This window comes from Guyparkeria sp. SCN-R1 (assembly GCF_003932495.1).
In the GTDB taxonomy this organism is placed as follows: Bacteria; Pseudomonadota; Gammaproteobacteria; order Halothiobacillales; family Halothiobacillaceae; genus Guyparkeria.
This window is the reverse complement of the sequence record NZ_QZMT01000007.1, coordinates 109,303-124,891: the sequence shown is the minus strand read 5'-3', so window position 1 is coordinate 124,891 and position 15,589 is coordinate 109,303. Positions and strand designations below refer to the sequence as shown.

Annotated in this window: 7 protein-coding genes; all 7 read left to right on the top strand. The window is 63.4% G+C overall.

Translation table 11 applies throughout. From position 1 onward, the window contains the following. Positions 1–1,455 precede the first annotated feature (1,455 nt). The 7 genes from D5687_RS05960 to D5687_RS05930 all read left to right on the top strand — a co-directional run bounded on the left by D5687_RS05960 (position 1,456) and on the right by D5687_RS05930 (position 15,440). The gene (locus D5687_RS05960) at positions 1,456–9,000 is read left to right on the top strand and encodes a type I polyketide synthase (protein ID WP_158611776.1); all 7,545 of its coding nucleotides are present in this window, start codon (positions 1,456–1,458) and stop codon (positions 8,998–9,000) included. Further along, positions 8,997–10,298, top strand: coding sequence for an aminotransferase class I/II-fold pyridoxal phosphate-dependent enzyme (locus D5687_RS05955; protein ID WP_125198853.1), 1,302 nt, complete (start codon positions 8,997–8,999; stop codon positions 10,296–10,298). Before D5687_RS05960 ends, D5687_RS05955 begins: the two co-directional genes overlap by 4 nt. Positions 10,299–10,422: 124 nt before the next feature. Next, positions 10,423–10,809, top strand: a complete 387-nt coding sequence (locus D5687_RS05950; RefSeq protein WP_125198852.1) for a DVU3141 family protein — start codon at positions 10,423–10,425, stop codon at positions 10,807–10,809. 83 nt (positions 10,810–10,892) lie between these two features. Beyond that, a complete protein-coding gene (locus D5687_RS05945) occupies positions 10,893–12,575 on the top strand; it encodes a polysaccharide biosynthesis/export family protein (RefSeq protein WP_240031432.1) in 1,683 nt (560 codons plus the stop codon). Continuing rightward, positions 12,575–13,399: an ABC transporter permease gene (locus D5687_RS05940; RefSeq protein ID WP_125198851.1), complete on the top strand. Its 825-nt coding sequence runs from the start codon at positions 12,575–12,577 to the stop codon at positions 13,397–13,399. Before D5687_RS05945 ends, D5687_RS05940 begins: the two co-directional genes overlap by 1 nt. Next, positions 13,396–14,364, top strand: a complete 969-nt coding sequence (locus tag D5687_RS05935) for an ABC transporter ATP-binding protein (protein ID WP_125198850.1) — start codon at positions 13,396–13,398, stop codon at positions 14,362–14,364. Before D5687_RS05940 ends, D5687_RS05935 begins: the two co-directional genes overlap by 4 nt. Further along, positions 14,361–15,440, top strand: a complete 1,080-nt coding sequence (locus D5687_RS05930) for a chain-length determining protein (protein ID WP_125198849.1) — start codon at positions 14,361–14,363, stop codon at positions 15,438–15,440. Before D5687_RS05935 ends, D5687_RS05930 begins: the two co-directional genes overlap by 4 nt. Positions 15,441–15,589 lie beyond the last annotated feature (149 nt).

Sequence of the window (15,589 nt, the reverse complement as noted above, 5' to 3'; positions counted from 1 at the left end):
GGCCACGGTGGCCTCCTCACCCCGCCAGATTTACACCACTTCCCGGGACGCTACCGCCGGCGGTTTATCAATCGATCCGGCGGACTCCACAAAACACAAAGCCTTGCGCGCCAGGCTAGTGCGCACCCATAATGGGCCAAAATCACCACAGCCGAGACCGGAATTAATCCAGTGATCACAGGAAACCCTTCCGGAGCGGGCATTTGCCAACACATCCGGACTGCCTCCCGCCACTGCGAAAAACGGCTTTATATGAGATTGACTAAAAATCATGGGCATTCAATGTTCCTGATATTTAGCGTGCGATATATAAACTGCGGAACGCTAATTTCCCGCAACACTTCTTACGCAAGATCCGATTCGACTCAACGGGGGTAGTCGAGTTCAATCAATAAACCGAACAATCAGAAACACCACCCCATTCAGAGCACGGAATATTCCAATAAAGAAATACTCGATACGCCTGATATTTATTTGCTACCACTCGACACATCGAGGGCAATTTAGTTCAGCAAAATGACGGGAACGTGACGGCCTTGTCGGCGACCAGCATACCTATCCAGGCCCTCAAATATTCCGACCCAGGAATACTTAACACCCGGATTCGTCGTTAGGCCGATCCGCCCCCCTCAAGGCAACTGAATCCATGCATGTTGCTGTTTTAACAAGGAACTAACAATGCGCATTCGGGCAGCTGAACACCCCAGTCATGGGATACCCAACACCCCGATGCGTCGTTACGGTGATCCGACATAACGGGGGCAACTGAGTTCACCCCGGTGACGAATTTGTCAGCGACAAATATCCCGATACGGGGTGTGTAATATTTCACCAGAGCGATATGCCGTCGCCCTGGAATTTGCCCTCGCCATATCCGACCTGCCGGGAGCAGTTGAGTTCAACCGAGCGTCGGATTCGCTCGTCTACTCATAACCCACATAAAGGGAATCAAATATCCCATCACCAGCATATCCAAGCCGCGTTATATTTGGATCTGGTAATGCTCGCCTCGGCAGATTCACCGCCGCATATAGGCAGAATGCAAAACTTCGAATTATTGACATGCACCATGACAGGTGCACGACCGGGGGCCGGGTCACCACTCCGGGGTAACGGATCACGGTAAATAACCAAGGAAAACAACACCCCGGGAGAAGGGAAATCGACTCTCGCCCGAGTGCGAGCTCGAGGAGAAATCAAGCCAAAACCAAAACACTTCAGGAACACTTTGGAAGGAACGTTGTCGGAGTCTCTCGACAGTGAGCCCCGCAAAGGCCACCAAGACGCGTCCAGCGAGAGTGCCTCGCTTCGAGCGACGCGCAACCAAACCAAGAGGCGTCGACCGTTCCGCTGGCAGGGAGTCCGGCAGCATCGCGCACCACGCGATTTTGCTACGGCCATCCGTGCCCGGGGACGTGCGCGCCGATCATTACCAACTCCGTCGAGTGAATTGATTTGGCAACTTGCACTGAACACGAAAACCAACCGGACCTAGTCGCGATTGTTGGCCTAGCCTTCCGCTTCCCGGGGGATTTAAGTGATCCGGATGCCTTGTGGTCTGCCCTGATGGAGGGCCAGGACCTGGTCACCGAGGTACCCGCCGAACGTTGGGCCACCGATACGTTGCAGCACGACCGCCGTGGCGAGCCCGGCCGCAGCATCACCTATGCCGCCGGGGTTATTTCGGATATCGACCAGTTCGATCCCGCGTTCTTCGGCATTTCGCCGCGCGAAGCCGAAAAGCTCGACCCGCAGCAACGTCTGATGCTGGAGTTGGCCTGGCATGCACTCGAGGATGCCGGCACCCCGGCTTCGCGCCTGGCCGGCAGCGATTGCGGGGTCTATCTCGGGATCTCCGGTCTGGATTACGGCATACGCTCGCTGGACGACCTGCCCAGCTTCGATGCCTATTCCATGACAGGCAACACGCTCAGCGTCGCGGCCAACCGGCTCTCCTATGTTTTCGATCTGCACGGCCCCAGCCTGGCCGTGGACACGGCATGCTCCTCCTCGCTCGTCGCGCTGCACCATGCCTGCCAGAGCCTGAGCCAAGGCGAATGTGGTTCGGCCCTGGTCGGCGGGGTGAACCTGCTACTGCACCCGTACCCATTCGTCGGATTTACGAAGGCGAGCATGCTGTCGGCCAAAGGCCGGTCGCGGGCCTTTGCCGAGGGCGGTGACGGCTATGTCCGCGCTGAAGGTGGGGCAATGCTCCTGATCAAGCCGCTGGCGAAGGCCAAGGCTGACGGCGACCGGATCCATGCGGTCATCCGCGCAACGGGCAACAATACCGACGGCGGGCGCAAGAACGGGCTGACGATTCCCAGTGGCGAGGGGCAGGCCGAATTGCTGTCCGGCCTGCTGGCGAAAGCGGGCCTGTCCGCCGACGACATCGACTACGTCGAGGCCCATGGCACCGGCACCGCCGTGGGTGACCCCATCGAGACAGGCGCGCTGGGCCAGGTGCTGGGCCGCGCTCGCAAGGGAGCGCCCCTGCCCATCGGCTCGGTGAAGAGCAACCTCGGCCACCTGGAGCCGGCTTCCGGCATGGCCGGGCTAGTCAAGGCACTGCTCACGCTCAAGCATGCGCAGATTCCGCCCTCGATCCACGCCGACACGCTCAACCCGACCCTGAATCTGAAGGAAAACCACCTTGAGGTGGTCCGTGCCCCGAAAAGACTGGAGGTGACGGACCGGCCGCTGCGCGTGGGCGTGAATTCCTTCGGCTTCGGTGGAGCGAACGCCCACGTCATTCTGGAAAGCCCGCCGGCCACCGAACCGACTGCCCTGCCGGTGAACGACACCACGCCGGCGCTATTCCTCTCCACCCGCTCCCCGGCGACCATCGGCACCCTGGCCGCGGCCTATCACGAACAGCTCAGTGGCGCGCCCGAGACGCTGCCCGCCGTTGCCTGGAACGCCGCTCATCGGCGCAATTGGCTGGAGCAACGCTGCGCGGTCTTCGGGAACTCCCCGCAGGAACTGATCGATCGACTCGGGCAACTCGCGCGGGAACCGAACGACTCCGACCTGCGTGGCGTGGTGCAGGAAAAGGCGCTGGGTGTCCCGGCGCAAATCGCCTTCATCTATTCGGGCAACGGCGCCCAGTGGCTGGGCATGGGCCAGAGGCTACTGGACGAGTCACCTGCGTTCGCCGAGACCATCGGGGAAATCGACGCGTTGGTACGACAACACGGCGGCTTCTCGCTCATCGATGAGTTGAACGCCACTCCCGAGGAAAGCCACCTCGGGGACACATCCGTCGCCCAGCCACTGATCTTCGCCATCCAGGTGGGCCTGACCCGCCTGCTGACCGGGCAAGGCATCACACCTAAAGCCACCATGGGTCACAGTGTCGGCGAGGTGGCCGCAGCCTGGGCAGCGGGCATTTATACACTCGAGCAGGCCACCGAACTGGTCTGCCACCGCAGTCGCGCCCAGGTGGCGGCCCACGGTGATGGCCGCATGATGGCCGTGAACCTGAGCTGGGAAGCCCTGCGGAACGAGATCGAGGCGCTGAATCTCGGGGATGCCTGGATCGAGCACGCCGCCACCAATGCCCCCGGCCAACTCACGCTAGCCGGTGACGAGGACGCGTTGACGCGTCTGACCGAGCATCTCGAGGACAAGGGCATTTTCGCCCGCATGCTGGCGCTGGATTACGCCTTCCACTCCCGGGCGATGGAACCGATCCGAGCCGATCTGCTGGAACGGCTGGACGGCCTCACGCCGGCAGCCGGCGAGCGGCGGTTCGTCTCCAGCGTCACCGGGAAGGCACTGGACGGTCGCGAGATGACGGCGGATTACTGGTGGGATAACGTCCGCCAGCCGGTGGCCTTCGAACAGGCCGTCCGCGACCTGCTGGACGGCGGCAGCAACGTGCTGGTCGAGATTGGACCGAACGCCATCCTGCCGCGCTATCTCACCCAGACCATCAAGGCCGCCGAGGCGACTGCACGCGTCATCCCGCTGATCCAGCGACAGGCCGACAGCCGCCTGGATATCGAGGAAAGCGCACACCGGATTCACCTGATCGCCGGTCTGCCGACGGCCGCCTCCCGCCTGCCGGAGAGCGCGCCGTTCCTCGACCTGCCCTTCTCCCCGTTCGACCGCAAACGCTACTGGACGCAGGCGACGTCCGAGGGGTATTCGCTGATCCTGCGCAACCGCGTTCACCCCCTGCTCGGTTATCCGCTTAGGGAGGTGGCGCACGGCTGGGAGAATCCACTCGATACCAGCGTGCTGCCGTACCTGGCCGACCATCGCGTTGGCGAGGCGGCGATCATGCCGGCGGCCGGCTTTGCGGAAATGGCCGTGGCAGCGGGGGTGCTGGCCTTCGATCTCGACGCCGTCGATATCGAGGCCCTCGAGGTGCGCCAACCGCTGATCTTCGAACCGGAACACGGGCGAGTCCTGCGCCTGATCCTGCAGGGCGATGACGGGCGATTCGTCATTCGCTCGCGCCCGCGCTTGAGCGATGACGAATGGACCGACCACGCGGTGGGTCGTGTGCTGGGTGCGCCAACCCGGCCAGTGGAAGCCAAGCAACCGGACAACCACACGACCGAGTCCCCGACCGTACTCGAGGCGGAGGCTCATTATGCCAAGGCTCGCCGTATCGGTCTGGATTACGGGCCCGCCTTTCAGGGCATCGCACGCATCGAGCAGGCCGGACCCCGGCTGGTCACCACGTTTGCCTTGCCCGAGGCAGTTTCCACGGACACCGCGCATCACTGTCATCCGGGCATTCTCGATCTGTGCTTCCAGTCGCTGATCAGCCATCCGGCACTCGAGGTACTGGCCCGCCGCGGGCTGACCATGCTGCCGGTAGCAATCGGTCGCCTGTTGTGGCGATCGGGGGGCGGGCGTGCCGCCGGCTGCCGTGCCGAGATTCGACGCCAGAGCCCCCAGTCGATCCTCGCGGATTTCGCGTTGCTCGACGAGGCGGGCGAGACCATCGCCGTGATGGAGCGTTGCCGCTTCCGCCTGGCGGCGGTGACGCGGCGTGACAAGACCGTCCCTCACTGGCGCGTCGACACCGTCCCGGCAAACGGGGTGGCAGACGCGAACTGGCCGGACCATGAGGGATGGCAACACGCACTGGCCACGGCACTGGAAGAACTCAGTGCCGACGAGGCGCATCAGGCGTTTCTCGACGAGGCGCGCCCGCTATTGGATGCCCTGCTCGCCTCGGCTGCCTTCGAGGCCTGGCAAGGTACGTTCGGCGACGCACCGGTCAGCCACGAAATGCTGTCCGACCGGGCCACGGATGATCTGAGCTTCGACTGGGCCCACTGGCTGGCCGACCAACTGGTCACCCAGGGCTGGCTGACCGCGACCGAGTCGGGCTGGGAGCGCAGCGAGGACGAGCCACCACCGCCGGTCGAGGCCATTTGGCAGAGCCTGCTGGCGGAATACCCGTCGCTTTCACCGGAACTGATCCTGCTGGGTCGACTGGGCCGCCTCCTGCCCAGTGTTCTCGATCCGGCCGAAAACAAGGCGACACCGTTGGCCGACCGGCTGACGGAAACCGTGGCGGACAGCCCACATGCCAACGTGCTTCGCCGGGCCAGCCTGTCGGTTGCCGGACGAGACATGCTCACCCTGGCCGCCATCGACGCCCTGCTCGAGCACGTTCAGCAAGGCCGTCCGCTGCGGATCCTGCAGGTCGGTGGCCACTGGCTCGACCTGGCCGACCGGCTGGAACAACGCCTGGGCTGGCAGCAGGCCGAACTGGTCCTGACCAGCCCGCAGTCCACCGACCGCGAGGCCATGCAGTCGCGTTATGGCCGCGACCCGCGCGTGACACTCGCCGGCATGGATGCCGAGACCGGCATGCTCGACCTGCCGACCACCGACCACCCGGCTTTCGATCTGATCATCTGGGTGGATGAGGGGATGAGCGCGGAGTCGGACGCATTCGCCAACAGCCTGAGCCAGCACCTGGCCGCGAACGGCCGGGTGCTGATCTCCGGCCTGAATGCGGCACCGTACTGGCAGGCGCTGATGGCCGCGGCGACCGGCTCGGCACCGCAAGCCGCCGACTCGCTGCCTGCCCGTGCCGACAAGTGGACAAGCATTCAAACCGTGGCCACCGCGACCGAATCCGACCAGATGGCGCAATCGACCTTTGCGCTGCTGGCCTGTCGCGAGACCGCGCCGACGCAGGCCCAGATTGCCTCGATTGCCTCGATTGCCTCGATTGCCTCGATTGCCTCGATTGTCTCGATTGCCGGTCGATGGGCCGTCATCACCCCGGCATCGAGCAACGACAAGGCCGCAACCGTCCTTGCCGACGAGCTGACCCGGGCCGGCGCGAACGTCACCCGACTCGACCTCGAAAACCAGCCAACCGATGTCCCGTCATTCGACGAGATCGTGATCGCCTTCCCGGCGACGGGGGCCGAGAGCACCCCGGACACGGGATCGCTGGCGCATCTTCTCGACTGGTGCAACCAGCTGGCCAAGGCAAAGACGCCACCGCGACTCACGTGGCTGTTGCCCAACGGGGCCGTGACCCAAGCCTCCAGGCTGACCGACGCCTGGAACAGCGCCTTGTGGGCCTTTGGCCGCGTGGTGATGAACGAATACCCGGTGCTCGACCTGCAACTGATCGACCCGGATCCCGACGCCGCGCTGGCCTCCGATGTCCTGCGCCACGCCCTATCCCGTCCCGATGAGGAGCGGGAAATCGTGCTGCGCGGCGAATCGCGGCTGGCCCTTCGACTACATCAGGCAACACCAGCACGTCGGCCGGCCGAGGCAAACGAGCATTTCGAACTGCGCTTCGACCTGCCCGGTCAGCTGAAGAACCTGGCCTGGCGCCGGGTCGAGCCCCGCGAGCTCTCCGGGCGTGAAGTCGAGGTTGCCGTCAAGGCCGTCGGCCTGAACTTCCGCGACGTGATGTATGCCCTCGGCCTGCTGGGTGACGACATCATCGAGGACGGGTTCTCGGGCCCGACGATGGGGCTGGAATTCGCCGGCATCGTCACGCGCACCGGGCCCGACGTCGAAGGCGTCTCCCTGGGTGAGGCGGTGATTGGCTTCGGTCCGCAGTGCTTTGCCAGCCACGTGGTCACGCATGAAGGCGCGGTTCATCCCAAGCCGGCCGGCTGGTCCTTCGACGAGGCAGCGACGGTGCCGACCGTGTTCTTCACCGCCTACTACGCCCTGATCGAGCTGGCTCGCCTGCAGCCGGGCGAACGGGTGTTGATCCACGGTGCAGCCGGGGGCGTGGGTATCGCGGCGATTGCGATCGCCCAGCAAATTGGCGCGGAGGTCTTCGCCACCGCCGGCACGCCGGAAAAGCGGAACTTCCTCGCCATGATGGGGGTCGGAAATATCCACGATTCACGTTCCGTCAACTTTGCCGACGAGATTCTGGCCGAAACCGACGGGCGTGGTGTCGATGTCGTACTGAACTCGCTGGCTGGCGAAGCGATCAACCGCAACCTGCACGCCCTTAAACCCTTCGGTCGGTTTCTGGAGCTGGGCAAGCGCGATTTCGTCGAGAACACCCACGTCGGCCTGCGTCCGTTCAAGAACAACCTGAGCTATTTCGGCATCGACGTCGACCAGTTGATGTCCGTTCGCCCCGACGTGGCGAGCCGTGTCTTCGGCGAAATGATGACGTGGATGAAGACCCACGAGGTCAACCCGTTGGCACATCGGGTTTTCGCGGCCGACCGCGTGGTCGAGGCCTTCCGTTACATGCAGCAGGCCCGGCAGATCGGCAAGGTGGTGGTCTCGCTGGAGACCCCGCCGATGCTCCCTGCCCCGCAGGCATCCGGCCAGTTCACCGTCCATGCCGATGGCACGTATCTGGTGACGGGCGGACTCGCCGGCTTTGGCTTTGCCACTGCCCGCTGGCTGCTCGATCGCGGCGCGGGCGAGGTGGTAGCGGTCGGCCGCCGCGGAGCGGACACCCCGGGGCTCGACGAGCGCTTGGCCAATCTCGGTGAGGCGGCGGACCGCCTGACCGTGCGCGCCTGCGACGTCAGTGATCACGAGCAGGTCACCGCGCTGATCGACTCCCTGCCCCGGGGAAGCACGACGCTGCGTGGTGTATTCCACGCCGCGACGGTTCTCGATGACGCGCTGCTGGCCAATCTGGACGACGACCGTCTCGAGACGGTCATCGCCGCGAAGGCAAAAGGTGCCGCGCACCTTCACGAGGCAACCCGTGAACTTTCGCTGGATGCGTTCGTCTTGTTCTCGTCGGTCACCACGGTGCTGGGCAATCCCGGCCAGGGGAACTACGTCGCCGCGAACGGCTACCTCGACGGGCTGGCCGCGGCGCGCCGGGCGCAAGGACTTCCGGCGACGTGCCTTAACTGGGGACCGATCGGGGACATCGGCATGCTCGCCGACAACGAGACGGTCAAGACGGGACTGGAAGCACGACTGGGTGCCCCGGCGCTGACCGGTGAGCAGGCGATTGCCGAGTTGGAGGCGGCCCTGGATCAGGGGCTGTCCGGCGAAGCGGTATCGCCGCTGGATTGGCACGCCCTGGCCCACGGGCTGCCGACGGCGGAGTCGCCCCTGTTCGACCTGGTCAAGCGAACGGCCGGGCCGAAACAACAGGACGAGAACGATCTTCGAGCCCTGTTGGCCGATAAGAGCGAGCCCGAGGCAAAGGCACTGATCGGCCAGTGGATTGCCGAGGAGGTCGCCGAGGTGCTGGGCCTGACCGCCGGACAAATCGACCCGCAGCAGTCCCTGTTCGACATCGGCCTGGACTCGTTGATGGGCGTCGAACTCACCCTGGCCCTGGAAACACGCCTGGGGGTTCGCGTACCCACCATGGCATTGAGCGAGACGGCCAGCATCGAGGGACTGGCCTCCCGCGTATGGGGAGAGCTCAAGGGCGATGGTGACGGTGAGGACGACACCAGCCGCATTGTCAGAGAGCTGGCCGAACAGCATGAAACCGACATCGATGAAGCGACGTTGGGCGAGCTGGCCAACGACGCGAGAGCACGGGAGGCCCGCAGGGCATGAAGATGCTGACGCGCGACAAGAAAAACGCCCTGATCGAACGATTCCGGAGTTCGAAGGCCGGCGACCAGACTGGCGGGAACGGGGCAAAGCCCCGTAAACGCCATGCCGCACGTGCGCGCTTCGAGGACTTCGAAGCCTACGAGCGCATTCAGATCCAGCGGCAGGCCTCCAAGCGTCTGGGCATTGGCAACCCGTTTTTCCGCGAGCATGAGGTGCGAGCCGGGGGAACCAGCCGGATCGACGGTGTCGACTGCGTCAATTTCTCGAACTACGACTATCTGGGTCTCAATGGCGATCCGCGCGTGACGGCTGCCGCCGAACAGGCGATTGCCGATTACGGCACGTCGGTTTCCGCCAGCCGCATTGTCTCCGGCGAGCGTCCCATTCATCGGGAGCTGGAACGGGCTATTGCGGACCTGTACCAGGCGGACGACGCGCTGACCTTCGTCAGCGGGCACGCCACCAATGTCGCCACGATCGGTCACCTGTTCGGGCCGCGAGATCTCGTCGTCCACGATGCGCTGATTCACAACAGCGCGCTGGTAGGTGCCGAACTTTCCGGGGCCAAGCGACGCATGTTCCCGCATAACGACTGGGAGGCACTCGACCGCCTGCTCAGCGAACAGCGCCACCAGGTCGATCGCGTGCTGATCGTGATCGAGGGGCTTTACAGCATGGACGGCGACACGCCGGACATGGCCCGGGCCATCGAGATCAAGAAACGGCACGGGGCCTTCCTGATGGTCGACGAGGCCCATGCGTTGGGCGTACTCGGCGATCGTGGCCGAGGGACGTGGGAAGCGCAAGGGATCGACCCGGCCGAGGTTGATATCTGGATGGGCACGATGAGCAAGACGCTGTCGAGTTGCGGCGGCTATATCGCCGGCAGCACGGCCTTGATCGAGATGCTCCGCTACGGCGCCCCCGGGTTTGTCTACAGCGTGGGACTCGCCCCGCCGCTGGCGGCGGCTGCACTGGCCTCCCTGGCCATCCTGCGGGACGAACCGGAACGCGTCGCGCGACTGCAGACCAACGGACGCCACTTCCTCGATGCGGCCAAGGCACGGGGCATCAATACCGGGGACAGTGAAGGCTATTGCGTGACGCCCGCAATACTCGGCAGCTCGATCAAGGCGGCCAACTGCTCGAACGCGATGCTCGAGCAGGGAATCAACGTGCAACCAATCATCTACCCAGCCGTCGAAGAACGTGCCGCCCGTTTGCGTTTCTTCATCTCGGCCGAACACACGAAAGAACAGATCGACATGGCCCTCGACCGGCTCCAGGCGTGGCTATGAGGTCGTCATCATCGACCGGCTTTCTGGTCGTGACCGCGTAGAAAAATTCGCGCGCCGACCGAACTACCGCTCGACTTCCGGGTCGAAGATTATCGTCATAAACCCATCATAATCAGGATGTTACGTGAACACTTTATCTTCTCTCATTTCGCGATCAGCTTTTGCCACCGTCGGCTTTCTGGCCGTGACCCTGCTTGCTGGCTGCCAGCACATGGCCACCCAGCCAACCGATCAGGACTTTGACTCCCCATCCCTCAACGTGGAAGGCGAAAAACGCCTGCCCGCGGACATTACGACGTTCCTGAGCAAGGCAGCAGAGGACGAGCAGGCCGAGTTTTCCCAAAGCCCGTGGGGCTCACCGGCCACCCTGACCGCACGCGCTCCCTACCATGCCGCCAGCGGTCGTGTATGCCGTCGGATCGATGTGTCCACACCGGCCAGCGGTTCCTTGGTGGGCATTGCCTGCCAACACGAAAACACCTGGCACTGGGTTCGGAACGTGACCCGCTAACCCAGCGATCACTGCCAATACGCTTTCACCACTTTATCGGCTAATACACCATGCTTCGATTCACAAACGTTTTTCCCCTATTCATGGCCAGTCTTCTCGCACTGACCTTGTGGCTACCCACCGCCTCGGCACAAGAGATGCCGGGGTCGGGCACCAGCGGTCTGAGCGAGGACGAGCAGGCGAAACCCGTCCCCGAAGAAATCGACGATCGCGCACGGGCCGACTGGTCAGTCGGGTCCTGGGGCACCTCGGGCAAGGGCGAGACGAGCATTGACGAGGAATCGCTGCCTCCGTTCGGCGCTCACCTGTTCGAGGGCGGCTTCCGCGACACCCGCGCCGACGGGGTGAACCCGGATTACCGCGTCGTGCCGGGCGATCAGATCAACCTACGCGTCTGGGGCGCCGTGGAGATGCAGAGTGTCCTCTCGGTCGATTCGCAGGGGAATGTCTTCATCGCCGGCGTGGGCCCCGTGCCGGTGCAAGGCGCGAGTGCGGGCGAACTCAACAGCCGGATCACCGGCGCCATCCGCTCGGTCTACCCGGAAAACGTCGAGGTCTATACCAACCTGCAGGGTGTACAACCCGTCGCCCTGTACGTCACGGGTTTTGTCAACAACCCGGGCCGGTATGCCGGGGTGCCGACGGACTCGCTTCTGTACTTCATCGCGCAGGCCGAAGGCATCGACCCGGTGATGGGCAGCTATCGCCAGGTCGACGTGATCCGCAACGGCAAGGTCATTACCTCGGCGGATCTGTACGACTTCCTGCTCGAGGGCGAGCTTCCCCGTCCGCAGTTCAAGGACGGCGACACCATCATCGTGCGCGAGAAAGGACCGACCGTGGCCGTCACCGGTGACGTGGCTCGACCGTACGCGTTCGAACTCGTGGAGGACGGCTCCAACGGCAAGACGCTCCTGGACCTGGCCCGCCTGAAATCCGATGTCTCGCACGTGCTGCTGCGCGGCTTCCGCGGTGACAAGCCGATTTCACAGTATGTGGCGCTTGATGACTTCACCAGTACGCCACTCAAGAATGGTGATGACGTCCTCTTCTCCAGCGACCAGCGCGAGGAGTACATCGTGGTTCAGCTCGAGGGGAGCTTCTTCGGGCCGTCCCGGTACGTCCTCCCGCGAGATGCCTCGCTGCACGAGCTGCTCGACGCCGTCGCGGTGCCGCCGGAACTCACGGCGACGAAGGATGTGTCCATTCGTCGGGAAAGCGTCGCCGAGCGTCAGAAAATCGCCCTGGAGGAAAACCTGCAGCGGCTGGAGTCGACCTATCTCGGCGCCTCGTCCTCGACACCGGAAGAGGCCGAAATCCGGGTCAAGGAAGCCGAGCTGATCACCGAGTTCGTCAAGCGAGCCCGCGACGTCGAGCCCAATGGTCGACTCGTGGTCGCCGACAACGGACAGGTAACCAACCTGCGCCTTCGTGACGGCGACGTGGTGACCCTGCCGGAGCACTCCGACTCGATCCTCATCAGCGGCGAGGTCGTCATGCCGCAATCGGTGGTCTTCCGTCCGGATCGCGACATCGAGGATTACATCGCAAGCGCCGGCGGCTTCAGCTCACGTGCCGATGACGATCGCATCCTGGTGGTCCACGCGAACGGTGAGGTGGCCCAGGCCGGGGAAACGACCGTCCGCCCGGGTGACGAGATTCTCGTCCTGCCGAAGGTACCGACCAAGAACCTGCAGTTGGCGACCAACATCACGCAGATCCTTTACCAGATCGCGATCGCCGCGAAGGTAGCACTGGACCTGTAATGGCCATTAGTTCCGACACGACCCACGACCAGCCGCAGCCGGGCCGCCCGCCTTGGGAAGTCACCCGGTCGGTCTGGAGCGCGCTGTTCGTCCGCGAATTTCTCGCGCGGCTCATGGCGGACCGGCTGGCCTGGTTCTGGATGATCGTCGAGCCCATCGCCTTCGTGGCGATCATGATCGCCGTACGGGTGGTGGTACTCGGACACGACGCGCAGATTGCCGGCGCGGAATTCGTGCCCTGGATGATCACCGGCCTGCTGGGGTTCTTCCTGTTCCGCGAGAACATGCAGCGCCCCATCGGCGCGATCGAGGCCAACCAGGGACTGTTTGCCTACCGACAGGTCAAACCGGTCGACACGGTACTGGTGCGTTGTTATCTCGAGGGCATGACCCGCAGCGTGATCTTTCTGCTGTTCATCGCCGTGGGGGCCTTGATCCAGCTGGACCTGCTGCCGGATCGTCCCGTGATGGCGATGGCAGGCTGGATGTCGCTCTGGGCACTCGGCATCGGCGCCGGTCTGACGCTGTCGGCCCTGTCCGCGCTGGTGCCGGAAATCAGCAAGCTCGTGCGCATCGTCTCGTTGCCGCTGCTGATCCTCTCCAACGTCATCGCGCCGTTGCACCTGCTGCCGCACGACCTGCTGGTCTACCTGATGTACAACCCGATCGTGCATGGCATCGAGTACATGCGGGTGGGATTCTTCCCGTACTACGAGCCACTCCCGGGAACCGACATCACCTACCTCTGGTACTGGGCGCTGGGGCTGATCGCGCTGGGGTTGATGCTGCACCTTCGTTTCGAGTTGAGGCTCAAGGCCAAATGATCGAAATCCGAAACCTGTACAAGCGCTACCACAATCATCACGGCAGTGACTGGGTATTGCGCGACATCAACCTGACGATCCCGCCTGGCGTCAACGTGGGCCTGCTGGGGCGAAACGGTGCCGGCAAGTCGACGCTGCTGCGCCTGATCGGCGGAATGGATGCGCCGGAACGAGGCGATGTCATTCGACATAGCCGCGTGTCCTGGCCCATCGGTCTGACCGGGGGGTTTCAGGGGTCGATGACCGGTCGGCAAAACGTCAAGTTCGTGGCACGCATCCACGGCGGCGAGGCCAAGGTTAGCGAGGTGATCGAAAAGGTGCAGTCGTTCGCCGAGATCGGTGATGCCTTCGACGAGCCGATGAACACGTATTCGTCGGGCATGCGAGCACGTCTGGCCTTCGGCCTGTCGCTCGCGTTCAACTTCGACATCTACCTCTCGGACGAAGCCACGGCCGTCGGCGACCGAATGTTCAAGGAAAAGGCGAAAAAGGCCTTCAAGGACAAGATCGGCGAGGCCAGTCTCATCATGGTTTCGCACCAGGAAGGCATCCTCAAGGAGCTATGCCATGCCGGCATTTACCTGGAAAACGGGCACGCGACCTGGTTCGACGACATCAACGACGCGATCAAGATCTACCACGACGCGACCGGCGGTGAGTCGAAAGCCGACAAGGACACCGATGACGCCCCGCCGCCCGACCTCACGCCGAGTGACAAGGACCAGGCAGCCAAGTGGCTCAAGGAATATCGCCGGCAATGGCGCCAGCAGCACACGGCACTGAAGAAGGCGCGGCAGCTTCGCCTGCCCGCCCCCGAAATCACGGCGCGCAAGACAGCCATGGTGACCACACGCCAGCACATCGACCAGCTCGAAGCCTTTCTCGACTCGAACCCGACGCCCGGCGGCGGCAACGACACGACGAATTCCCCTAACACCAATCAGCAAGAACCTCCGCATTCATGAAACTCAAGATCCAACCCCATTGGCTGATTGCCTTGGTCGCAATTACGGCCGTTACCCTCTACTGGCACCTCTGGGCCGAGGACCGTTATGTCTCGAAGGCAACGGTGGTCCTGGAAAGCCCACAGATCGCGCCGCCGGAGCTGTCCTTCTCGTCGCTGATGAGCGGAGGCACCAGTGGCCAAAAGGACCTGCTGCTATTGCGTGAACACCTGCTGTCGGTCGACATGCTCAAGCGCATCAGCAAGGAGATGCCGTTTCGCGAGCATTACAGCCAGAACGGCGATTGGTTCGCCCGGCTTCACAATGCCGAGGCGCCGATCGAGGACCTCCACGACTACTACATGAAGCGCGTCAGCGTCGAGCTGGACGATTATGCCGGGGTGTTGAACATCAAGGTCCAGGCATTCGAACCGGCCTTTGCCAAGGAGTTGGCGGACCTCCTGCTGGAGGCGGGCGAAGCGCACATGAACGAGATGGGGCGACGGCTGGCCGAGGAGCAGGTGATCTTCCTGGAGAAACAGGTCAAGCGCCTGCACAGCCGACTGATGGAATCTCGCGACGACCTGCTGGCTTACCAGAACGAGGAGGGTCTGGTCGCCCCGACCCAGACCGTCGAGGCGTTGAACCAGGTGGTCGCGTCCCTGGAGGGCGAACTCTCCCGACTCGCGGCCCGGCAAAAGGCCATCGCGAGCTATCAGAGCGGGCAATCGGCCGAGATGGTGCAGGTCAAGAGCGAGATCGATGCCCTGCGCGAGCAGATCGATCTGGAGAAGAAGCGGCTGGCCCAGGCGACGGGCGAGTCACTCAACCGGGTATCGGCGCATTACCAGACACTCGAACTTCAGGCCGAGTTCGCGCAGGAAACCTACTCCAGCGCAATCGCCGCCTTGGAAAACACGCGCATCGAGGCCGCTCGCAAGCTCAAGCAGGTCTCGGTACTGCAAAGCCCGCTGATGCCGGAGTACCCGGTCGAGCCCGAGCGCACCTACAACTCGGTGGTATTTGCCCTGATCACCCTGTTCCTGGCGGTGATCGTGCACATGCTCATCCTGATCATTCGTGACCATCGCGACTGATATTCCGCGTGTCTTTCACAACTCGCGGACTGGGCCTTATCGGCCCGGCCGCGAGTTCAGCGCAAACAGGAAACAACGTCACCGAAATCGCCGGGCGGATGACCCTAGGCGGATAACCCAGGCAACATGAAAAAGGGGGGCTCCAAGCC

Excerpts from the sequence above, each read along its gene's own strand:
- D5687_RS05935 (WP_125198850.1), top strand. The coding sequence starts at position 13,396 with ATGATCGAAATCCGAAACCTGTACAAGCGCTACCACAATCATCACGGC.
- D5687_RS05945 (WP_240031432.1), top strand. The coding sequence starts at position 10,893 with ATGGCCAGTCTTCTCGCACTGACCTTGTGGCTACCCACCGCCTCGGCA.
- D5687_RS05930 (WP_125198849.1), top strand. The coding sequence starts at position 14,361 with ATGAAACTCAAGATCCAACCCCATTGGCTGATTGCCTTGGTCGCAATT.
- D5687_RS05955 (WP_125198853.1), top strand. The coding sequence starts at position 8,997 with ATGAAGATGCTGACGCGCGACAAGAAAAACGCCCTGATCGAACGATTC.
- D5687_RS05940 (WP_125198851.1), top strand. The coding sequence starts at position 12,575 with ATGGCCATTAGTTCCGACACGACCCACGACCAGCCGCAGCCGGGCCGC.